At 68.6% G+C, this 21905-nt stretch carries 13 protein-coding genes and 2 pseudogenes; 4 read left to right on the top strand and 11 right to left on the bottom strand.

Annotated elements, in window-relative coordinates:
• Positions 1–202 precede the first annotated feature (202 nt).
• The 8 genes and pseudogenes from ACOZ38_RS13735 to ACOZ38_RS13700 all read right to left on the bottom strand — a co-directional run.
• Positions 203–694 (bottom strand): annotated as a pseudogene (locus ACOZ38_RS13735) (hypothetical protein); the annotation flags it as partial.
• A gap of 727 nt (positions 695–1421) precedes the next feature.
• Positions 1422–2027, bottom strand: a complete 606-nt coding sequence (locus tag ACOZ38_RS13730) for a hypothetical protein (protein ID WP_424530874.1) — start codon at positions 2025–2027, stop codon at positions 1422–1424.
• Between the two features lie 82 nt (positions 2028–2109).
• Complete coding sequence (locus ACOZ38_RS13725; RefSeq protein ID WP_424530873.1) at positions 2110–2508, bottom strand: hypothetical protein; 399 nt, start codon at positions 2506–2508, stop codon at positions 2110–2112.
• Between the two features lie 19 nt (positions 2509–2527).
• Positions 2528–7300: an HD domain-containing protein gene (locus ACOZ38_RS13720; protein WP_424530871.1), complete on the bottom strand. Its 4773-nt coding sequence runs from the start codon at positions 7298–7300 to the stop codon at positions 2528–2530.
• A 560-nt stretch (positions 7301–7860) separates the two neighbouring features.
• A complete protein-coding gene (locus ACOZ38_RS13715) occupies positions 7861–9033 on the bottom strand; it encodes an acyl-CoA dehydrogenase family protein (protein ID WP_424530869.1) in 1173 nt (390 codons plus the stop codon).
• Positions 9034–9038: 5 nt separating this feature from the next.
• Positions 9039–10067 (bottom strand): hydroxymethylglutaryl-CoA lyase, encoded by a 1029-nt coding sequence (locus ACOZ38_RS13710; RefSeq protein WP_424530867.1) that lies wholly within the window; start codon positions 10065–10067, stop codon positions 9039–9041.
• Complete coding sequence (locus ACOZ38_RS13705) at positions 10064–12091, bottom strand: acetyl/propionyl/methylcrotonyl-CoA carboxylase subunit alpha (RefSeq protein ID WP_424530866.1); 2028 nt, start codon at positions 12089–12091, stop codon at positions 10064–10066. Before ACOZ38_RS13705 ends, ACOZ38_RS13710 begins: the two co-directional genes overlap by 4 nt.
• Positions 12092–12093: 2 nt before the next feature.
• Complete coding sequence (locus tag ACOZ38_RS13700; protein WP_424530865.1) at positions 12094–13674, bottom strand: carboxyl transferase domain-containing protein; 1581 nt, start codon at positions 13672–13674, stop codon at positions 12094–12096.
• An 85-nt stretch (positions 13675–13759) separates the two neighbouring features.
• Between ACOZ38_RS13700 and ACOZ38_RS13695 the strand changes: the two genes are divergently transcribed.
• From ACOZ38_RS13695 to ACOZ38_RS13685, 3 genes and pseudogenes are all read left to right on the top strand, one after another.
• A complete protein-coding gene (locus ACOZ38_RS13695; RefSeq protein WP_424530862.1) occupies positions 13760–14356 on the top strand; it encodes a TetR/AcrR family transcriptional regulator in 597 nt (198 codons plus the stop codon).
• 178 nt (positions 14357–14534) lie between these two features.
• Positions 14535–15518 carry an ATP-binding cassette domain-containing protein gene (locus tag ACOZ38_RS13690; protein ID WP_424530861.1) on the top strand — a complete coding sequence of 328 codons (984 nt, stop codon included), beginning with the start codon at positions 14535–14537 and terminating at the stop codon, positions 15516–15518.
• Positions 15519–15521: 3 nt separating this feature from the next.
• A pseudogene (locus ACOZ38_RS13685) lies at positions 15522–16393 on the top strand (ABC transporter permease).
• Between the two features lie 31 nt (positions 16394–16424).
• Here ACOZ38_RS13685 and ACOZ38_RS13680 read toward each other — a convergent pair.
• A complete protein-coding gene (locus ACOZ38_RS13680; RefSeq protein ID WP_424530859.1) occupies positions 16425–17267 on the bottom strand; it encodes an isocitrate lyase/PEP mutase family protein in 843 nt (280 codons plus the stop codon).
• 164 nt (positions 17268–17431) lie between these two features.
• Positions 17432–18808 (bottom strand): hypothetical protein, encoded by a 1377-nt coding sequence (locus ACOZ38_RS13675; RefSeq protein ID WP_424530857.1) that lies wholly within the window; start codon positions 18806–18808, stop codon positions 17432–17434.
• 205 nt (positions 18809–19013) lie between these two features.
• Here ACOZ38_RS13675 and ACOZ38_RS13670 point away from each other — a divergent pair, with 205 nt between their 5' ends.
• Positions 19014–21227 (top strand): thiamine pyrophosphate-dependent enzyme, encoded by a 2214-nt coding sequence (locus ACOZ38_RS13670; RefSeq protein WP_424530855.1) that lies wholly within the window; start codon positions 19014–19016, stop codon positions 21225–21227.
• A gap of 90 nt (positions 21228–21317) precedes the next feature.
• On the opposite strand, the gene ACOZ38_RS13665 is transcribed toward ACOZ38_RS13670, so the two are convergent.
• Positions 21318–21887, bottom strand: a complete 570-nt coding sequence (locus ACOZ38_RS13665; protein WP_424530853.1) for a TIGR03086 family metal-binding protein — start codon at positions 21885–21887, stop codon at positions 21318–21320.
• Positions 21888–21905 lie beyond the last annotated feature (18 nt).

Genomic DNA, 21905 nt, shown 5'->3' with positions numbered 1-21905 from the left:
GTGTGGTGCTCTGCCCGTAAGTGAAAGCCGTCGTTCAGATAGGCATATTCCGACGACCCGGCAACCGTGGCCAGCACTCTGAGTGCCCTGCGATCTCCGCTGAAAGACCGACGGCCGTGCAGGACCCGCAGGTTGTGAATCAGATAGCCCTGGCCTTGGGAGAAGACATGATCAGCCGGTGCCGGCAGCTCGCATAGCAGGTTCAGCAGGGGCTTCGCCCGGACCGACGCAGCGTTGGGGCCTTGCGAGCGCATCGTTTCTGTACCTGATGCGCCAGAGCTCGGAGTTGCGCGAGACCTTGATGACGGGAAGCCATGGATGTCCTGGGGCAAGCAGGACAACGTTTGTCGAGGTTGGTGAGCAGCTTCTTCTCTCTGGCTTTCCCGATGACGCGGGCGCCGTCCAGGAGGAGAGACTCCCCTCCTTTGCAGGCAAGTGCCGTGTAGAGGCAGCCCACTATGGTCGGTTGTACGCTGGCATGAGCGCGGTCGGTGTGCAGTGGCAGAGATTGGCTTGTGAAGCCTTTGCCGTTCTCGTCATCGACGCCTGTGGGCTCGATGACGGTGATGACGGTGATGCCGGGGCTGCTTTCGTGCGGATGCGGATACGGCACGGTCCAATCACGCAAAAAGGACCTGACCACTTCTATGGTGGCTTGGTCGAGAAACAGGACGCCACGCACGGCCAGTCCTTTTTTGGCTTCCGCAGTACTGAGTTGTCACCCGCTGGGCATCAACAGTCTCATACCGCAACCTTCCCCGTGGGCAGAGCCGAGTTAGGTGGAGCCATGCCAAGTAGACGCCAGATTTGAGCACCTTTCTAGAGGGGGAAGGAAATAGGGGCGCATTGTCGAAATCAGGCGTCCCTGTGGATGCGAGCGGACTAGTGAACTCCCAGGTCCCCACCTGGAGGTGGGAGCGGCTTTTGGCGATGCCCACCTTGTGCAGCCAGCCGTCGAGCGGCCGGGAGAGTTCCGGTGTGATGCGATGGCGCTGGTCCTGCGGCGGCACCACGAGCAGTTCTGACAGGATCTTCGGCAGCCGGCCGTTCTCGGGGCCGTACAGGCCACTCCGCTGGTGGTCGGGAAGGTCCACGCGGACGTGCCCGGTATTGGCGGTGAACGTGAAATCGCACCAGGCGCGGTACGGCTCCGCATTGGGCAGTGTCGTACGGACGGGTTGGAGTGCTTCGCGCTCATGCTGACACCGGGATGGCGTGATCGTCGTCCGACGGCTTTCTCGCACGTCCGTATCTCCAGTGCGGTGGGGGCTGCTGCGTGGGTTCCGGGTCAGGATAGATCGCGGATTACCGGGGTCGCGAAGGCTCCGATAACAGGCCGCTCGCAATAGAGCGGTTACCCAAAACCTGATCGTCGGTTGCGCCTCAGGGTCGACCGCAGAGATATTCATGTCCGGAAAAAGCTATGGTTTACAGGATTTGGCGGGTTTTATCCGTTTGATCGTCGTCAAGGGGATCAACTGGTGGCGGGCACCAGGGTCTGCGGTCTTGATGATCAGCCTCCCCTGGTCGGTGTCGACAAGGGCACCGCAGAACCGGCCGGAGCCCGACTCGACCACGACCAGCAGGTCGTCCGAGGCGGCGACGGGACTCAACCACGAGAAGCCCACGGCCACGGCGACCAGGGTCACTCCCGCCAGCGTGAACGCACGCGCTCGCCCGATGGCCGCCTGGACCCTCGACACCTCCTCCCGGGTCCACTGCTGAAGGTCCTCACCCGTCAGCAGCCGGTCCTCGGAGGGAGCTCCCGAGGCCGCCCGCAGCGCTGTCAGGGTCGCGCTCACCAGCCCGGCGAGCGCGGCGCCGAGCAGCACCACGACCACCCAGCGGTACGGGGTGGCCAGGTCGGAGACGTTGTCCCTGCCCTTGACGATCAACACGGCGCCGAGCAGGGTCGTCAATCCCGCAAGGCCGGTACGCCAGCTCTCGGCCTGCCTACGCGCCACCTCCAGTTGCTCGAACCGCAACCGGTCGGCCCGCTGCGCCCACCTCCACCGGTCCGTACTCACGACACCCGCCTGTGCTTGTCCGGGGTCACGGCACGCGCCTCAGCCAGCCCGCGGGCACGGCAGTCCCTCCACCGGTCGGCTCTCATGGCAGCCGGACCTGCCAGTACGCTCCGCAACCCTGGTCCCACGAATCGGCGGGCCGTTCGGCGTGCACATGACCGCAGTCACAGCAGACGGTGCGGGCTAGAACCGGCCCGCTGGTACCGTTCCCGGCGCTCTTGTCGGGGGTGCGTTCCGTTTCGGCGCGCTCTCCCCGGCGGCTGAAGATTCCCTTGTACCCCGGAAGCCCGTACTCCCAGGAGAACGAGATGTGCCCGCCGCAGCCCGGACACAAGCCCACCACGTCGATCCGGCGACCGTCGTCGGCCGGACTCACGGTGAACCCCTCCCGGCGCAGACCGTGGTCGATCAATCGGTACTTGACCTGACGATGGCGCTCGATCCTGGTCCGCCCGACGTCCGGGTCGTGTGCGGGAGTCACCGTGCTCTCTTCGGGCCCCTCAGACACTGGTGGGGTCCTCGGCCACGTGGAATCCGAACAGCGGCGCGTAGCGGCGCAGCCGCTCACGTACTCGCTCGGGTGTCTCGTCGAACTCCTCGGCCGCCCAGGCGATGTGCGCCTCACTGACGGTGGCCTGGACGACGGGCTCCTGGCCGTCGAGATACTCAGTGACCACGAGAAGATCCTGCCAGTACACGATCTCGTCCAGGCAAGCGTCAACGGGATACTCCAACGTCAGCCCGAGCGGCACGAACTTGGCCATCCGCTCATGCGTCGCCGCCACGGTCCACCCATATTGTCCCGCCACCTGTACCAAGAAGAGTGGCGTGATGGTGGAGACGTGTGATTTAGAGAAGTCGTCCTTGCCGCGTAGCATGTCAGCGTCGCATTCCTCGGGGATGACGTCGTGCAGGCCCCGCCGCGTCGCCTCGCTCAGTTCGGGTACGGGCGCTCCCAAGAGCCGATACGGGGCGAGCGTGTTGAGGAACGCGCCCAGCGACTGGCCCGCCTGGAGAGCGCCGCTGACTATATCTCCAGGACCGAGGTGCCAGATGAAGTTACCAGGCACCCGAGAGTCGAGCAGCGTGGTGGCGATCGTCAGCGTTGGCGTCAGGGCCGCTTCCTCAGCCGACAGTGTTGGTAGTTGGGCATCTGAGTAGACCTGAAGCACCCGTTCCCGGGCCTCGCCCAATGAACATGCGAAGCTGGCCGAGAGGTTCAGCAAGTCCATTACGGTGAGCGGTTCTCGGGGCGCCGTGAACGGCACCAAGGTCTCTGCACATATGGCATCTCGGTTTCCGCGTGTGTGCCAGCCGGTTATGAGTCCAACCATTCGGGATATGGCGCTCTGGCTGGTCAGCATGTCGATGTCATAGGTGGTGGTGAGATATCTGTCGATGATCTCCAGTTCCGTGTGGCTGGGCGTCAGATCGGGCAGAGCCGAGATGTCAGGCAGCGTGATCAGACCGATGGTGTCGAGCCGGGTCAATTTCGCGTGGACATCATGGACGCTGGTGTCGGTTTGCGCTGCGAGCATGACGAGTTCGAGGGGTGTTAAATACTGGCCGACGGTTTCGACATGCTTGAGCGCCTGGCACTCCAGCGCGTCCAGATTTGTGGGATATTTGTCCCGCCGGACCACGGTGACCCCCAGCGGAGCCAATTGATCGCACATAGACAGAATCTGCTCGAGTGACCGGCCAAGGGCGGTGCATTTCGTGGCCACCTGCGCGGGCGTCAGCTTTCCAGAGATCCATGGTGCTAGTCCGTCGTTGTCCCGTGACAGGAGCTTCGCGTCTGCGTCACTGCACATGTAGCCGTTGAGCGGTCCGAGATCGATGTCTGGTGGTACACGGTCGGGAGGCGCAAGGTCGGCCACGCGTTTGAGCACATCGCCAAGCGTGCACTCTGAGGCGATCGATGCAAGGACCAGTGAGTGTGCCGCATCCAGTTGCGGTCTCCTCCTCGGACCAGACAAGATCGAGACCGCATGGAGCATCCATCTGTCTGTCAACGGACTGGTGAGCCGGGGCACATCTCGCATGGCGGACAGATGAAGCCCGATTATCGCGTACCGTCGCAGCCGCTTGAGCCGGACCGCCACTGTATCGTCGCGGTCACTGACCGCTCCCACGATGGTGTCGAGGTCGATGATTGTGTTGCTTTTGAAGCTCTGGAAGCTCTCCAGCAGGCTCCTGTCAGCCGGACTGACGATAGGAGACCCCTCGGCGCAGGTATGCAGCGCAAGGGGGTATCCCCTTGTGGACCGGGAGCCCACCAGACGCGCCCACTGGCCGGCGCGCCACATATCGATGCATTTGTAGGGCAACATCCTTGGTGGGTTGTGCAGGAACTGCTGGTCCTCTGGTAAGCATCCCAGGGTGCCGATGGGGATCTGCGGATCGGGTTCCCGGACATCTCCCAACGGGATGGACCGGCCTGTGCTCACCAGGTGGTCGAAAACGAGTTGAGCGATTCGAGGCTCATTCTCGGTCAGTTCCCACAGCCAGATGAGGGTCAGTCCCGGCCACGACATCAGGGCGGCCACTGACCGGGCAATTTCCTCGTCCACCCACTTGCGGTCCCATTCCCGGAGGATCTTTCGATCCACGGTGAACGTAGGGCGGTGGATGTCCCGGAGATTGACAACGAGGCCGAAGATTCCCTGGTTGGTGCGGATGCCGTCGGCTGCCAGAGCGCCCATGACCGACACCCACCACAGATTCTCACCGCACTTCAGCGACTGGACGTCCTGTTCCTTGTAGTGGAGTTCATCTGCTTGCCAGACCTCAGGGGCGGCGTTTCGTTCGACCACCTCGACGCGACACTCCGCGATCAACAGGAGCGAGCTTAGGGTGTGCAGGACGGAGACGTCCTCGTCGCCGGTGAGGTACATCCGGACCAGAGTTCCGCCGCGGGTCATCCCGTCGGACGAGGTTATCTGGAACAGGCTGCCGCTGCTGGCGATGTCCACCCTGTACGCATCCGGCGAGACGATGCCGTTCCGTCCGACCGGCCTGGTCACCACGGTGATCTCGTCCGCGAGCATGAAGTAGCTGAACACGCCGACCCCGAACTGGCTGTTGGACACCAGACGCAGGGGCGGGTCCAAGTCCTGCCACTCGGCTTGCTCGGCGCGGTAGTCATGCCGGTACACGAACCGCTCGCCGGCGTTGGCGAAAACATGCTGGAGGGTGCCAGGATCCATGCCGATCCCGTTGTCCTCGCACTCGATGTACTCGCGGCCGTTCTCGTCGGCGCCCTGCCGGAAGGAGATCTTCCCCTGCCACGCGCCGGGCGATTTCCCCTTACGCCGGAGAGCCTTCATCCGGGTGTGCCGGTAGCGGCACGCGTCGAGAGCGTTCTGGTACAGCTCCCGGATCGCGAGAGCCGGGTCGTCGTAGAGCTGACGGCCCATCAGCAGCTCCCGTACCTTGTCCTCCGCCAGCCGGAACCGCTCCACCGGTGTCTGGTAAGCCGGGGTGTCGTCCTTCCGCTGCTCGGGGCGGAGTTCCCCCGTGGTGACACGTTCGGGCAGACCGTTGCGGAGCGCGCTCGCCATCGGGAGATCACGGAGAGTCGCGAGGGCGAGACCGGCCCGACGGGCGACATCCTCCAGGGCGAGGTGCATGGCCGGATGATCACAGATCATGCGAAGATCGAGATCTCCCGCCTTGCGGTGCCACTCCGTGCGGTCCGCCGCGGCGGTGACGGCCGTCAAGGGCAGTTCGAGCCGGGTGCCGACGTGATCCGCGATGACCGGCGGCATGCGCCGCGGGTCGGCGGCGAGGATCCCGGCCACCCAGAGCACCGCGGCCAGGCCCCGCCATCGATCATCCATGTAGACACGCTGGAGGTGCTCCACGAGCTGCTGGTCGACCGGGTCCGCGCCGACCGCGCGTACCAGCGCCCCTACCAGCTTGGGCAGCTCGCCCTGAGCAGCCGGAAGGGTGCTGCCGTCGAGCAGGCGGGCGCCCCGCTCGTAGGCCCGGTCGGCCGCCGCGCTCCGCCAGACCGTCAGCCTGGCGGCCAGCCACTGATGGACCAGCCACATCGCGAGGGTATTCCGGGCTTCTCCCTGGCCGCGCTTTTCCAGCCCTTCCGCTCTCCGGACGATGTGCTGATACATCTCGTGCGTGGTCTCGAGGTCGCTGCGTGCGCCGGTCTCGTACGTGCGGGTGAAGTTCGCCGGATTGATACCCGCCGCCAGCCGTACCCCTTCGGCCAGCACGCTCTCCCTCAGGAAAGGAGCGGCGATCAGCGCCGCCGCCTCGGGCGGTTCCAGTTCCGTGGCAGCGCCGAGGAGTAGGGACACCTGTTCCAGGACCCGGACCGGATAGTTCTGGTCGAACCAGGGGTCATCGACACCGGTGTTTCTCCTCAGCACCTCATGGACGGCGCCGCAGTCGCGTGCGCACTCCTCGACCACCGCCTTGACCTTCTCGCGGATGAGACGGGCGCGCACGGGGTCGGCGTCGAAGTGTTCCCAGAGCTTCGTGGTCTCGACGGCACGGCGCCAGGCCTCGGTCAGCTGGTCTCCGTCGCACACCACGGTCGTAGCGGCCGGCAGTGTCGTTCCGGTGTAGTGCGCTTCGGGTTCCTGCTGCAGGCCCTCGGTTCTGGAAGCCTTGCGCTGCATCTGCTGCTCGACGTCGACGAGGACCTGTTCAAGCGTACGAGCGGGATTACGACGGTCGAGCGCCTGGGCCAGGGCCTGGGTGAAGAAGCTGCCTGACTCTGTGTAGAGGCAGCGCTGGCCCGCTCGGCAGCCGGTCACGACGACGAAGTCGCCCCCGGGGAGGGAGGGAAGCAACTTGCCTCGCGCGGCGGGCCCCAGGGCCTCGGCCGGATCGTCCCGGCAGGCGTCGACGAAGTACACGACCAGCCGGGCCTGGCAGTGTTCGACGTTCGGAGGTACCAGCGGCACGAGGCTGTCGGGGTCCGGTGTCGATGCTCCTGGGTCGCGGTACGCATCGCTCGGCACCAGATAGTCCCGGCCATCAATCGTGATGCCGTGCCCGGAAAAATACAGGAGGAGGACGCTGCCTGCAGGAGCATCCGCGCACGCACGCTTGATGTGGGCCTTTATCCGGCTCCCCGTGGGCTCCTGGCCATATTCGTCTACGCCTAACGATATGACCGATTCATAACCGGACTGTTCCAGCGTATCGTGCATAAGTCGGACATCGGATCGAACGACGTCCCCGATCTCGCTGAATTCACCATCGTCGTACCTTGGGACACCGATCAGAAGGGCCTGCCGATTCACCACGAACCACCCCTAGCGCCATGGTCGACTCAGTATGTTGCCACGTCGCGATAAGATCGGAAAGCTCATGACATCGGAGCAAATTTCCGGAACCTCCTGGGCTGCGCTGGCTCCGGCAGTGAACGAAGCACGGACTCTCGTTAGACCTGGAGCCCCTCAGTAGTCTCTCATTTCGGGCACAGGCGCCTGTTCCCGATGATCGATATATCTGGGTCCGGCTGTCTTGCAGACCGTCGGAAAACAGCGAAGGGCCCCCGACAAGGGTCGGGGGCCCTTCTTCATTGCACGAGTGAGCGTCGTACATGCGGTCGTGTCCGTCGAATCAGTGACGCTGCCCCAAGGCTTGAAGGCGGGGTACCCGGGCAGCAGAGACGCGTTCCATCCGCCCGCCGCCTCTGCCAGGAGCAGTCGCATGGTCTCCGAGAACGCGGGGAAGTCCTGCGATCGCCCGGCCGACACCGGCGTGCCGGTCGAACCCGGCACCGTTTGTTCACCGCCGGCACGCTCACGGTGTCACCCGCACGATCACCGCAGTCCGCAATCTTATTCAGCAGAGTCCTAGGCTAGGCGGGCATGCCGAGCTGGCGGGCGATCAGCATGCGCTGGACCTCGCTGGTGCCCTCGCCGATCTCCAGGATCTTGGCGTCGCGGTAGAAGCGCCCGACCGGGTACTCGTTCATGAAGCCGTAGCCGCCGAAGATCTGGGTGGCGTCGCGGGCATTGTCCATCGCCGCGTTGGAGCTCACCAGCTTCGCGATGGCCGCCTCCTTCTTGAACGGCTCGCCGGCGAGCATCTTCTCGGCCGCGTGGTAGTAGGCCAGGCGCGCCGTGTGGGCCCGCACCTCCATGTCGGCGACCTTGAACTGGATCGCCTGGTAGCGCCCGATCGGCAGCCCGAACGCCTGCCGCTCCTGGACGTACCGCAGGCTCTCGTCGACGCAGCCCTGCGCGAGGCCCGCCGACAGCGCCGCGAAGGCGATGCGGCCCTCGTCGAGGGTCTGGAGGAACTGCGCGTACCCCCTGCCCCGCTCGCCGAGCAGGTTGGCGGCGGGCACCCGGCAGTCGGTGAACGACAGCTCCCGCGTGTCCGAGGCCGACCAGCCGACCTTGGAGTACTTCTTGGAGACCGTGAACCCGGGCGTGCCCGACGGGACCAGGATCGTCGTGATCTCCGGGGAGACCCGCCCCGCGCCCTCGGTCCGCTCGCGCTGACCGGTGATGGCGGCGACGGCGACGAAGCCGGTGATGTCGGTGCCCGAGTTGGTGATGAACGCCTTGGATCCGTTGATCACCCACTCGTCCCCGTCCAGCACGGCCGTGGTCCGCATGCCGCCCGGCACGTCGGAGCCGCCGCCCGGCTCGGTCAGCCCGAAGGCGCCGAGCGTCTCGCCGGAGGTCAGCCGGGGAAGCCATTCGGCCTTCTGCTCGGCGGTGCCGAACCGGTAGACCGGCATGGCGCCGAGGGAGACCGCGGCCTCCAGGGTGATGGCCACCGAGGAGTCCACGCGGGCGAGCTCCTCCAGCGCCAGGCACAGGGCGAAGTAGTCGCCGCCCATGCCGCCGTACTCCTCGGGGATCGGCAGCCCGAACAGTCCCATACGCCCCATCTGAGAGACGATGTCGTACGGGAACGCGCAGCGCTCGTAGTAGTCGCCGATCACCGGCGCGACCACGTCCCTGGAGAATTCCTCGACGGTCTTGCGCAGCGCCTCGTACTCGTCGTTGAGCCGGTGCATGCTCTTCACTCCTCTACTCGGGCCGGGGCTTCGTCGGCCTGGGCTTCGCCCGACGGGGATCGGCCCGCCGGGCGTTCGCCGGCCGGTGCTTCTTCGGCCGGGTCCTCCTTGGCCAGGGCCTGGACGACGCGGGAGGGGCTCGGACGGCCCAGCTCCCCCGCCAGCCAGACGCTGGTCGCGACCAGGGATCCGAGGTCGACGCCCGTCTCGACGCCGAGCCCGGAGAGCATCCAGACCAGGTCCTCGGTGGCGAGGTTGCCCGTGGCGCTCTTGGCGTACGGGCAGCCGCCGATCCCTCCGGTCGAGGCGTCCACGACCGTCACCCCGGCCCGCAGGGCGCTGAGGGTGTTGGCAAGTGCCTGGCCGTAGGTGTCGTGGAAGTGCACGGCGAGCCGCTCGGGCCCCACGCCGGCCCGCGCGAAGGCGTCCAGCAGGGCGGTGACGTGACCGGGCGTGCCGACGCCGATGGTGTCGCCGAGGGACAACCGCGAGCAGCCGAGGTCGAGCAGCCGTTTGCCCTGCCTGACGACCTGGGCGATCGGCACCGGGCCCTCCCAGGGGTCGCCGAAGCACATCGACAGGTACGCCCGGACGTCCAGCCCGTTCTCGCGGGCCCGCCCGACGACCGGGGTGAACATCTCGATCGAGCCGTCCAGGCTCCGGTTCAGGTTCCGCCTGGCGAAGGTCTCGGTGGCGCTGCCGAAGATCGCGATATCGGTGACGCCCAGGTCGAGCGCCCGGTCCAGGCCCCGCTCGTTGGGGACCAGCACGGGGTAGCGGACCCCGGGCGCCCGTTCCATGCGGCTCAGCAGTTCCTCGGCGTCCGCGAGCTGGGGCACCCATTTCGGGTGGACGAAGCTGGTCGCCTCGATGGTGGTCAGCCCCGCCTCGGCCAGCCGCGCGATGAACCGCGCCTTGACCTCGACGGGGACGATCGCCGACTCGTTCTGCAGGCCGTCCCTGGGCCCGACCTCGTAGATCGTCACCCGGTCCGGCAGCCCGTCCATCCGGGCCTCGAACGGCATGCGCATCATGCCCCTCCCGTCCCTGAGTCCGTGTCCGTCACCGTGTCCGTATCGGGGATCTCGGCGCGGACGACGGCCAGCACCGCGTCCATGTCGACCGGCTGCCCGGCGCGCGCGGGAAGCTCCGCGACGACCCCGTCCGAGGGGGCGGTGACGGTGTGCTCCATCTTCATCGCCTCGACGATCAGCAGCGGCTGCCCCTCGGTGACCCGCTCGCCGGGGACCACCTTGACCAGCAGCACGGTGCCGGGCATCGGGCTGCGGACCACCCCGTCGCCCGCACCGCCCGCTCCCGCGCGGTCGCCGCGTTCTCCCGGCTCGTGCGGCGTGATCGCCCAGGACCGCCCGTCCCTGCCGAGCCAGACGGTGCCGCCGTCCACGGCGTGGGTGAAGCGGGAGGTCAGGCCGCCCAGCGTCACGAAGATCTCGCCGTTCTTCCCGTGGGCGAGCCGGGCCTCGGCCGGAGGCGCGCCGCCCACGGCCACCTCGGCGCCCGTCCGGGGAAGGCCGCGGACGCCGACCTCGGCGGTCTGGCCCCGCGCCGTCAGGAGCCAGGGGGTCCAGGCGGGCTCGCCGACCCGCCAGCCGTCCGGCACGTCCCACGGGTCGTCGCCTGCGGCCGAGAGGAGCCGGTCCTGCAGGACCAGCGCCGCCGCGGCCGGCACCTCGTCCGGCAGGGCTCCCGGACCGTAGGCGGCGGCGAGCAGCGCGGGAAGGCGCCGGTCGATCAGGCCGGTGCCGAGGTTCCCCGCCGCCACGTCCTGGTCGGCGAGCAGCGCCCGCAGGAACGCGATGTTGGTCGTCACGCCGAGGACGGTCGTCGCCCGCAGCGCCGCGTCCAGCCGCCGCAGCGCGCTCTCCCTGTCCGGGCCCCATGCGATCACCTTGGACAGCATCGGGTCGTAGTCGCTGCCGACGACCGTGCCCGCCTGGAGCCCCGAGTCCACCCGGACTCCGTCGCCCTCCGGCTCCGCGAGCGCGAGCACCCGTCCGCCCGTGGGCAGGAAGTCCCGGGAGGGGTCCTCGGCGTAGACGCGGGCCTCGACGGCGTGGCCGCTCAGCCGTACGTCGTCCTGCGTCAGCGGCAGCGGCTCCCCCGCCGCGACCCGGAGCTGGAGCTCCACGAGATCGAGGCCGGTGACCAGCTCGGTGACCGGGTGCTCGACCTGGAGCCGGGTGTTCATCTCGATGAAGTAGCCCGGGTGCCCCGGCTGCTCGCCGGAGACGATGAACTCGACGGTGCCCGCGCCCACGTACCCGACGGACCTCGCGGCCCGCACCGCGTCCGCGCCCATGCTCCGCCGCGTGTCCTCGTCCAGCAGCGGCGAGGGCGCCTCCTCGACGATCTTCTGGTGGCGGCGCTGGAGGCTGCACTCGCGCTCGCCGAGGTGGACGACGTTGCCGTGGGCGTCGGCCAGCACCTGGATCTCGATGTGCCGGGGGTCGGCGACGAACCGCTCGACCAGCAACGTGGCGTCCCCGAACGCGGCGGCGGCCGTGCGGCGCGCCGACTCGATGGCCTGGGGCATCTCCTCCGGCGAGCGCACGACCAGCATGCCCTTGCCGCCGCCGCCCGCCGAGGGCTTGATCAACACGGGGTAGCCGATGCGGCCGGCCGCTTCGGTGAGGTCGTCGGCGGGCTCCGCTCCGCCGGGGACGACGGGCACGCCCGCCGCTGCCACGGTGGCCTTGGCGCGGATCTTGTCGCCCATCGCCTCGACGGCCTCGGGCGGCGGGCCGACGAAGACCAGGCCCTCCTCGGCGCAGCGCCGCGCGAACGCGGTGTTCTCGGCCAGGAACCCGTACCCGGGGTGCACGGCCCCGGCCCCGCTGAGCTTCGCGGCCGCGATCACCTGCTCGATGTCGAGGTAGCCGGAGGCCAGCCGTACGGCCGTGTCGGCCTCGCGGACGTGCCGGGCGCCCGCGTCCGCGTCGCTGTACACGGCGACGGACCGGACGCCGAGCCGGCGCAGGGTTCTGATGACGCGGAGCGCGATCTCGCCCCGGTTGGCGACAAGAACGGTGTCGAACATGATCACATCCGGAAGACGCCGTAGCCGATGGGGTCGAGGGGGGCGTTGGCCGCTGCGGACAGGGCCAGCCCGAGTACCGTGCGGGTGTCGAGGGGGTCGATCACGCCGTCGTCCCACAGCCGCGCGGTGGAGTAGTACGGGTTGCCCTGCTCCTCGTACCGCTCGCGGATCGCGCGCTTGAACTCCGCGTCGTCCTCGCCGCCGGGCCGCACGGTGGCCAGGACGTTGGCGGCCTGCTCGCCGCCCATGACCGAGATGCGGGCGTTGGGCCACATCCACAGGAAGCGCGGTGAGTACGCCCGTCCGGCCATCGCGTAGTTGCCCGCCCCGAACGATCCGCCGACGACCACGGTGAGCTTGGGCACGCGGGCGCAGGAGACGGCGGTGACCATCTTGGCGCCGTGCTTGGCGATGCCCCCGGCCTCGTACGCGCGGCCCACCATGAACCCGCTGATGTTCTGCAGGAACACCAGCGGGATCTTCCGCTGGTCGCACAGCTCGATGAAGTGCGCGCCCTTCAGCGCGGACTCGCTGAACAGGATGCCGTTGTTGGCGACGATCCCCACCGGATGCCCGTGGATGTGGGCGAAGCCGGTCACCAGCGTGTGGCCGTACTCCGGCTTGAACTCCAGGAAGCGGCTGCCGTCGACGACGCGGCCGATGACCTCGCGCACGTCGTACGGGGTGCGGGTGTCGGCGGGCACGATGCCGTACAGGTCGCGGGGGTCGTGCAGCGGCTCCTCCGGACGGGCGCGCTCCCAGGGTGCGGGGTGTCTCGGCGCGAGCGTCGAGACGATGTCGCGCACCATGGACAGGGCGTGGGCGTCGTCGTCGGCGAGGTGGTCGGTGACCCCGCTGACGCGGGCGTGCACGTCGCCGCCGCCGAGCTCCTCGGCCGTGACCTCCTCGCCGGTCGCGGCCTTCACCAGCGGCGGGCCGCCCAGGAAGATCGTGCCCTGGTTCCTCACGATGACCGCCTCGTCGCTCATGGCGGGCACGTACGCGCCTCCGGCCGTGCAGGAGCCGAGCACGGCTGCGATCTGCGGGATGCCGCGCGACGACATGGTGGCCTGGTTGTAGAAGATGCGCCCGAAATGCTCCCGGTCGGGGAAGACCTCGTCCTGCAGGGGCAGGAACGCGCCGCCGGAGTCGACCAGGTAGACGCACGGCAGGTGGTTGTGGAGGGCGACCTCCTGGGCGCGCAGGTGCTTCTTGACCGTGAGCGGGTAGTAGGTGCCGCCCTTCACGGTCGCGTCGTTGGCGACGATCACGCATTCCCTGCCGCTGACCCGGCCGACTCCGGTGATGATCCCGGCTGCGGGGGCCTCGTCGCCGTACAGCCCGGTGGCGGCCAGCGGGGAGAGCTCCAGGAAGCGGGAACCGGGGTCGAGCAGCGTGCCGACGCGGTCGCGGGGCAGGAGTTTGCCGCGCTCGACGTGCCGCGCACGGGACCGCTCGGGGCCGCCGAGGGCCGCGACCGCCAGGCGTTCGCGCAGGTCGGCGGCCAGACGCTCGTTGACCTCCGCGTTGCGCTTGAACTCCTCGCCGACCGGGCTCGCCGCCGACCGGAGCACAGGGCCCATGACGCACACCTCCCAGTGGTTAACGCTCGCTAACAACGCCCTGGATGTTAGTCATCATTAACGGATTCGTCTACTATTGCCGGTCATGACCGTTGTGCGGAGTCCTACCCGCGTTCCGAGCCCTCGCCGCAGGGAGATCCTGGACGCCGCCGCCACGCTGTTCGCGGCCAGGGGCTTCCACGGGGTGTCGATCGAGGAGATCGGCGGCGCGGTCGGCATTTCCGGGCCCGCGCTCTACCGCCACTTCAGCGGCAAGGACTCCCTGCTGTCGGAGATGCTGCTGGACATCAGCGAGCGCCTGCGCACCTCGGCGGTCGAGCGGGTCACCCGGGCCGCGGACGGCGGCGAGGCCCTCGACGCGCTGATCACCGGGCAGATCGAGTTCGCGCTCGACCATCCCGCGCTGATCACCGTGCACGACCGCGAACTGGGCAACGTGCCCGAACCCGCCCGGCGGCAGATCAGGCGGCTCCAGCGGCTGTACGTCGAGGAGTGGGTCACCGTCCTGACCGAGCTGTACCCGGGGGTACGGCCGCCGGTGCTGCGCGCCGCCACCCACGCGGTCTTCGGGCTGCTGAACTCCACCCCGCACAGCGCCGGCGAGCTGGCCCGCGACGCCATGTCCGACCTCCTGCGCCGCATGGCCCGCGTCGCCCTGGCCAGCCTCGTTAACGAACGCTAACTCCCGGCCTTTCGCCCGGACCCGGCCTTCCCATGCCCGGACACAGGCCTTGTTCTGCGTACTATCTCGATATATCTTTCACCTATCTAGATAGTTCAGAGCAACCGTACCTACCGGCGAAGCGTGCCCGAGGAGATGATGGAGCTACGCGTGCGGGGAACCAGGAGGAAGGGGAGAAGTGACGACAAGTGAGGCGCCCGCCGTCGCCGTACGGGGGCTGAAGAAAAGTTATGGCAACGTCGAGGCCGTCAAGGGCATCGACTTCGAGGTGCTGCCGGGCGAGGTCTTCGGCTTCCTCGGGCCCAACGGCGCGGGCAAGACGACCACGATCAGCATGCTCTGCACGCTCGTGGGCCCGACGGGCGGCTCGGCCGAGGTGGCCGGGCACGACGTGGTCAAGCAGCGGGACGAGGTACGGCGCAACATCGGCCTGGTGTTCCAGGATCCGACCCTGGACGGCTACCTGTCGGCCGAGCAGAACCTCCGCTTCCACGCCGAGCTGTACGGGGTGCAGAGGGAGGTCGTCAACGAGCGGATCAGGCAGGTCATGGAGATGGTCGCGCTCTGGGACCGCAAGGACGCCAAGGTCTACACATTCTCCGGCGGCATGAAACGCCGGCTGGAGATCGCGCGGGGCCTGCTCCACTCACCGCGCGTGCTTTTCCTGGACGAGCCCACGGTAGGCCTGGATCCCCAGACTCGATCGGCTATCTGGGGATATATCGATAAACTGCGGCACACCGAGGACATCACCATCTTCATGACCACGCATTACATGGAGGAGGCGGAGTACTGCGACCGCATCGCCATCATCGATCATGGCGAGATCGTGGTCATCGACTCCCCCGAGGCCCTGAAGGCCGGCATCGGCGAAGACCGCGTGCAGATCCAGACCGGTGACGACGAGACCGCCATCGCCGCGCTCAAGGAGCGTTTCGGCCTCGACGCGGCCGTCCGCGAGGGCGTGGTCACCTTCGCCGTCCCCTCCGGGGAGGAGTTCGTCCCCCGGCTGTTCGCCGAGCTCGGGGTGCCGATCCGCTCGGTCAGCGTGTCGCGGCCCTCACTCGACGACGTGTTCATGAACTACACCGGCTCCACGATCCGCGACGCCGAGGGCGAGACCGGCGGCTCGTCGTGGATGCGCGCCATGGCGAGGAGGTAGACGATGGCAACCGGCGTCACCGCGCCCGGAGTCGTCCGGGTCCACGTACCCGGGCGCAGCGTCAGGCACGACATCCGGGCTATCAAGATCGTTCTTCACCGTGAGCTGCTGCGGTTCGTCAACGACCGCACGCGCATGGTGTCCACGCTGGTGCAGCCCGTGCTGTGGCTGTTCGTGATGGGCACCGGCCTGAGCACGCTGGTCTCACGGGGGCCGAGCCAGGGGGTGGACTTCCGCACCTTCATCTACCCCGGTGTGATCGCCATGACGGTGATCACGACGGCGATGTTCTCGGCGGGCTCGATCGTGTGGGACCGCGAGTTCGGGTTCCTGCGCGAGATGCTGGTCGCCCCGGTCAGCCGGGCCGCCATCGTGATCGGCAAGTGCCTGGGCGGCGGCATCGTGGCGACCGTGCAGGGCATCATCATCTTGGCCCTCGCTGGGCTGGTCCACGTGCCCTACTCCCCGACGCTGATCCTGACCCTGCTCGGCGAGATGTTCCTCGCGTCGGTCACGATCACCGCCTTCGGCGTGAGCCTCGCCGCCCGCATGAAGAACATGCAGTTTTTTTCGGGATCATGCAGATGGCGATCATGCCTATGATCTTCCTTTCGGGGGCGATGTTCCCCCTGGCCGGCCTGCCCGGATGGCTGGCCTTCCTGACGAAGATCAACCCCCTGACGTACGCCGTCGACCCGATGCGGCACGCGGTCTTCAGCCACCTCAACGTGGACCCGAGGGTCGTGGACGCGCTCAACCCCGGCGTCCACTGGTTCGGCTGGCATGTGCCGGTCATGGTCGAGCTCGGGATCGTCGCCCTCATGGGACTGGCCCTGCTCGGCATCGCCATCGCCCAGTTCCGCCGCACCGACTAGCCGGCTCGAGACGGTCGGCACCGCTCACGGATCAGCGGCCGGGTTCTGCCAGCAGCAGCGAATTGAGGGTGCCGTACTCAAGACCGCCCTCAAGGGCTCCACAGGTGCCGTCGGTGAGCAGTTCCCGGGCGGCACGTGCGACCAAGCCGTACGCCGCCTCGGCGATCGAGGACCCAGCACTCACACGAGCCACACCCAACGCCGCGAGCGCGGGCACGGTGAGAGTCCCAGGACCCGCCAGGACATTCACTGGCACGGACACCGCACGCACGAGCGCCGTGATGGTCTCCGCATCCAGAGCACCGAGAACGAACACTCCGTCAGCACCGGCTGCCACGTAGGCCTCGGCCCGGGCGAGGGTTTCCTTCAGCCAAACCGCGGGGTCCCCGGCCGGCAGACGGTGCGTGTCGATTCGGGTGTTGACGAACAGCGGCACACCAGCGGTGTCCGCGGCACTACGGGCAGCCGCGATGCGCTCGGACTGCTCCAGGATGGGACGCAGCAGGGCCGGGCCCGCGCGGAGTGAGTCCTCCAGATTGATGCCGACGGCTCCGGCCGCGAGCACGCCCCGCACGGTCTCAGCCACACCCGCGGGGTCGGGCGCGTAGCCGCTTTCGACATCGGCTGTCACCGGAACGCCGACCGCTGCGGCGACCCGAGCGATCAGGTCGAGGCCGCGGTCCCGGTCCAGGTGGTCGCCGTCCCCATAGCCCAGGGCCCACGAGACACCGGCGCTGGTGGTGGCGACCGCGGCAGCGCCGGCATCCGCCACGATACGCGCGGAGGCGACGTCCCAGGCATTGGGCAGTACCAGCGGCCGACCGGGGACATGCATCGAGCGGAACAACAGGGCCTTGTCGCGAAGTGTTGACATGCCGGATATTCCATCAGACGGAACCGAAGCCAGATCAAACCTGTTTCGAGAAGGCGCCGCAGAGCGTCGAACGGGGAGTGCCGCTCCTGCGCGTGGGCACTGATGGGCAAGCGAACGGCCCGGGAGCTCGTGGGCTGCCGGGCCGTCGTGTCGCCTGAGGGCTGTTACTTCTTCACCCTCACGTAGTCGCTCCTGCTGGACGAGGCCGTGGCCTCGCCGTTGCCCTTGAAGCGGATCTTCCAGTAGCCGGAGTTCCAGGCCTTGACCTGGGTCCAGAACTTCCCGGAGCCGTTGGTGCTGACCGTCTTGACGTACTCCCACTTGGAGTGGCCGGCCTGCTTGAAGTACAGGGCCACCTTCACGTGGTCGTAGGCGACCCAGTGGTCGCCGTCCCAGATCTGCAGCGTGCCCCTGTTCTTGACGTACTTGCCGTACTTCACCGGCTCGGGGTACGCGTTGAACTTGATGATCCGGGTGTCGGCGGGCGGCTCCGGCTCGTTGACCGTGACGTACACGGACCGGCTGCTCGTGCCCTTCACGCCCCGGGCGCCGTCGAATCCGGCCCGGAACCAGCCGGACCGCTCAGCCTGGGCGCCGATCGAGAACCGGCCGCCACGGTCGGTCCAGTCGTGCCCCACGACCTGCCACGAGCGCGAACCGTCGGGCTTGAACAGCAGGTCGACCTTCTGCCCCCGGTAGCCCTCCCAGCCGTGCGAGGTGTCCAGTTCGAGACGCCCGCGCGCGGACAGCCTGTCGCCCTGGTCGGCGGGGTCGGGGTTCACGTCGAACCCGGTGATCCGGCTGCCGGTGGACTTCTGGCGCACGTCGACCTGGTCGCTGTCGCTGGTGGCCTTGTGCGCGACCGCCGAGCCGTCGTACTCCGCCCGCCACCAGCCCGTGCGGTCGGCCTTGACGCCGGCCGAGAACCGGCCGTTCCAGTCGGTGTAGTCGTAGGCGACCCGGTCATAACCGGCGCTGCCCTCGGCGCGGAAGGCGATGTAGACCTTCTGCCCCTTGTACGGCCCGTACCCGCCGGTGCCGTTGAGCAGCAGCCGGCCCTGGAGGGTGAGCGTGTCGCCCTGGTCGACGGGCTCGGGTGAGGCGCCGAACCCGGCGAGGTCGGTCTCCCAGACCTGCTTGACCTGGAAGTCCTTGCTCGCCTGCCCGGTGCCGACGACGCTGGTCGCCTTGGCGGTGACCTTCCACTCGCCGGGGGCGTCGGAGCGGCCGAAGGTGCGGGTGCCCTGCCACTTCTGCTTGCCGCCGGCCTCGTCGACCTTCTTGGCCTCGACGTCGAGCGTCGAGCCGTTCGGACGCTTCAGCGTGAAGCCCCCGCTGGTCGCGCCGTCGACCAGGAAGCTGAAGGTGACCGCCTTGCCGTCCTTGCTCTCGACGACGACCGGGCTGGGGCCCACCTCCACCGAGGAGACGTCGGGGGCCGCGAGTCTCCCTGCCGACGCCGACGCCGATGGGGTCACCAGAGCGAGGGCTCCGGCGCCCATGGCCATCGCCACGACGACGGCACGGATGCGTTTTAACACGGGTTGTCCCTTCTTCCCGTTGCTTTAACGCGGCTTTGAGGGTGCCACGTCATTCCTTAGTAGTAGACGGCCGCATTATGCAAACGGTTGTGCCATCTGACAAACCGTCATTAATCACAGTCAAATAGAGCGGTCCACTCGGACAGTGAGCCAGTTCCGGCAAGCCTCGGGACGCGACCCGGTTCATCGCGACATAATCGGCCTTGTGGGCCGCGACGCAGTTGAGACGCACTTCATCGAGTCGGTTGCCGCGCTCTCCCCGGGCAGCCGCCGTGATCCCGGGCTGCCCGTGCGGCCGGGCACGACGCTCACGGGCGCCCGATGTCGCGAGCTCTTCGAGGTCCAGCTCGCCAGCCGGCTGCTCGACATCGCCGCCCGCTGGCTGCGCGAGCAGGGCGAGGGCTTCTACACGATCGGCTCGGCCGGCCACGAGGGCAACGCCGCGGTGGGCGCGGTCACCCGCGTCACCGACCCCGCGCTCCTGCACTACCGCTCGGGCGCCTTCTACCTCGCCCGCTCGGCGCAGGCCGGGCGGCTCGCCGAGGAAGGGCTGCGCGACGTGCTGCTCGGCCTCGCCGCCGCGGCCGAGGAGCCCATCGCCGGCGGGCGTCACAAGGTCTTCGGCCATCCCGACCTCGCGATCATCCCGCAGACCTCCACGATCGCCAGCCACCTGCCGCGCGCCGTGGGCGTGGCCTTCGCCATCGAACGGGCGCGCAAGCTCGGCGTCGCCGGCGCGGCCTGGCCGGCGGGGGCGATCGCGGTGTGCGGCTTCGGGGACGCCTCGATCAACCACGCCAGTGCCCTGACCGGCTTCAACACCGCGGCCTACTGCGCCTACCAGGGGCTTCCGCTGCCGATCCTGTTCGTCTGCGAGGACAACGGCATCGGCATCAGCGTGCGCACCCCGCCCGGGTGGGTCGAGGCGTCCGGCCACCCTCTCATCCCGCGCTTCCAGGCCGACGGCTGCGACCTCGCCGAGACGTACGACGTGACGTGCCAGGCGGTCGAGCACGTGCGCACCCGCAGGTCACCGGCGTTCCTGCACCTGCGCATGGTCCGCCTGATGGGCCACGCGGGCTCCGACGTCGAGTCGGCGTACCGCACTCCGCGTGATATCGCCGCAGACCTTGAGCGCGATCCCCTGCTCGCCACGGCGAAGCTCCTGGTGGACGCCGGGCTGGCGGTGCCCGACGAGCTGCTCGGGCGCTACGAGACGATCCGCGAGCACGTGCTCAAGCTGGCGCTGGAGTCCACGCGCAGGCCACGGCTGCGGTCGGCGGACGAGGTCATGGCGCCGCTCGCCCCCCGCCGCCCCGCCCAGGTCGCGGCGCAGGCCGTGCGCCAGGCGGGCGACCGTGCCGCGCTGTTCGGCGACACCCCGCCCGAGCGCGAGGGTCCGCTCACCCTGGCGCAGTCGATCAACCGCACGCTGGCCGACATCATGGGCGCCTGCCCCGAGGTCATGCTCTTCGGGGAGGACGTGGCCCGCAAGGGCGGGGTGTACGGCGTGACGCGCGGGCTGCTGAAGCGCTTCGGCGCCGCCCGGGTGTTCGACACCCTCCTGGACGAGCAGGCCGTGCTAGGCCTGGCCCTCGGCTCGGGCACCTCCGGCCTGCTGCCGATCCCCGAGATCCAGTACCTCGCCTACCTGCACAACGCCCTCGACCAGCTGCGCGGGGAGGCGGCGACGCTGCGGTTCTTCTCCCAGGGCGCCTACCGGAACCCCATGGTCGTGCGAGTGGCCGCGTACGCCTACCAGAAGGGCTTCGGCGGGCACTTCCACAACGACAACTCCGTCGCCGCCCTGCGCGACATCCCCGGACTGGTCGTCGCCTCGCCCGCCAGGCCCGACGACGCCGCCGCGATGCTGCGCACCTGCGTCGCCGCCGCCAGGGCCGACGGCGACGTCTGCGTGTTCCTGGAGCCGATCGCGCTCTACAACACCCGCGACCTGATGGACGAGGGGGACAACGGCTGGCTCACCCCGTACGCGCCGCCCTCGCGGTGGGCGGAGACCCACGTGCCCATCGGCAGCGGCCGCGCCTACGGCGACGGGCGCGACCTGACCATCGTGACGTTCGGCAACGGCGTGCGCATGAGCCTGCGGGCCGCGATCCGGCTCACCTCGGAGGGGTACGGCTGCCGCGTGCTGGACCTGCGCTGGCTGTCCCCGCTCCCCGTGGACGACCTGCTGCGCGCCGCCGACCTCACCGGCAAGGTGCTCATCGCCGACGAGACGCGCGGCTCCGGCGGGGTGTCGGAGGGGGTGCTCGCGGCGCTCGCCGACGGCGGGTTCACCGGGCCGGTGGCCCGGGTGACCTCCATGGACAGCTTCATCCCGCTCGGCGACGCCGCCGCCCACGTGCTGCTGTCGGAGGCCCACATCGAACAGGCCGCCCGCAAGCTACTGGCCTGATCCGACCCTGGTGAACAGCGTGGCCCGAGCCGGTGCATCCGTACCGAGGCGAACGCCGCCCCGGCGGCGAGGGCGAGCCGCGTGTGATCGTCAGGGCCGGCGGCCGGTCAGGGCGAGGGTACGGGCCTGCGCGTCGGCGTCGCCGGGCACGGGGACGGGCTCGCCGAACATGCCGCTTCCCGCGAGCGCCCCGGCCATCGGGGAGAGGTAGTCGTAGACCTCGGCCATGAGGTCGGGGTCCACGCGGTCGTCGACCCCGAGGCCGCGGGCGAGGTCCCAGGCGTGGACGGCGAGGTCGCTGGCCATCTCCATGCAGTAGCGCCGGGCGTCCACCGTCCCGTAGGAGAGGTGGACCTCCCGGTCGAGCGCTCCCGGCTCGGCCAGCGCGCGCTGCGCCGCGACGCTGGCGTCCGTCCACCGGCCCACGGGGTCCTCACCGAGCTGGTCGCCGTCGAACCGGTCGCCCACGTCGGTCACGGTCCTGCCCGCGAGCAGCGGCGGCACCCAGAGCTGCTCGACCACGAGGTGGTTCACCAGGTCGCGGACGGTCCACTCGGAACAGGGCGTCGGGGAGTTCCAGGCGTCGTCATTGATCATCGCCACCCGCAGACCGAACTCGTCCATCGCGATGGCGTGCAGTTCCAGCACACGATCCTCCATACGCCGGACCTACCCGAA

The sequence above is a fragment of the Sphaerisporangium viridialbum genome (assembly GCF_049674955.1).
Taxonomy (GTDB): Bacteria; Actinomycetota; Actinomycetes; order Streptosporangiales; family Streptosporangiaceae; genus Sphaerisporangium; species Sphaerisporangium viridialbum.
This window is presented reverse-complemented; position numbering and strand designations above follow the sequence as displayed.

Bases quoted from the DNA above. Each gene is read 5' to 3' on its own strand.
- ACOZ38_RS13715 (WP_424530869.1), bottom strand. From the start codon at position 9,033: ATGCACCGGCTCAACGACGAGTACGAGGCGCTGCGCAAGACCGTCGAG.
- ACOZ38_RS13710 (WP_424530867.1), bottom strand. From the start codon at position 10,067: ATGATGCGCATGCCGTTCGAGGCCCGGATGGACGGGCTGCCGGACCGG.
- ACOZ38_RS13705 (WP_424530866.1), bottom strand. From the start codon at position 12,091: ATGTTCGACACCGTTCTTGTCGCCAACCGGGGCGAGATCGCGCTCCGC.
- ACOZ38_RS13700 (WP_424530865.1), bottom strand. From the start codon at position 13,674: ATGGGCCCTGTGCTCCGGTCGGCGGCGAGCCCGGTCGGCGAGGAGTTC.
- ACOZ38_RS13695 (WP_424530862.1), top strand. From the start codon at position 13,760: ATGACCGTTGTGCGGAGTCCTACCCGCGTTCCGAGCCCTCGCCGCAGG.
- ACOZ38_RS13680 (WP_424530859.1), bottom strand. From the start codon at position 17,267: ATGTCAACACTTCGCGACAAGGCCCTGTTGTTCCGCTCGATGCATGTC.
- ACOZ38_RS13665 (WP_424530853.1), bottom strand. From the start codon at position 21,887: ATGGAGGATCGTGTGCTGGAACTGCACGCCATCGCGATGGACGAGTTC.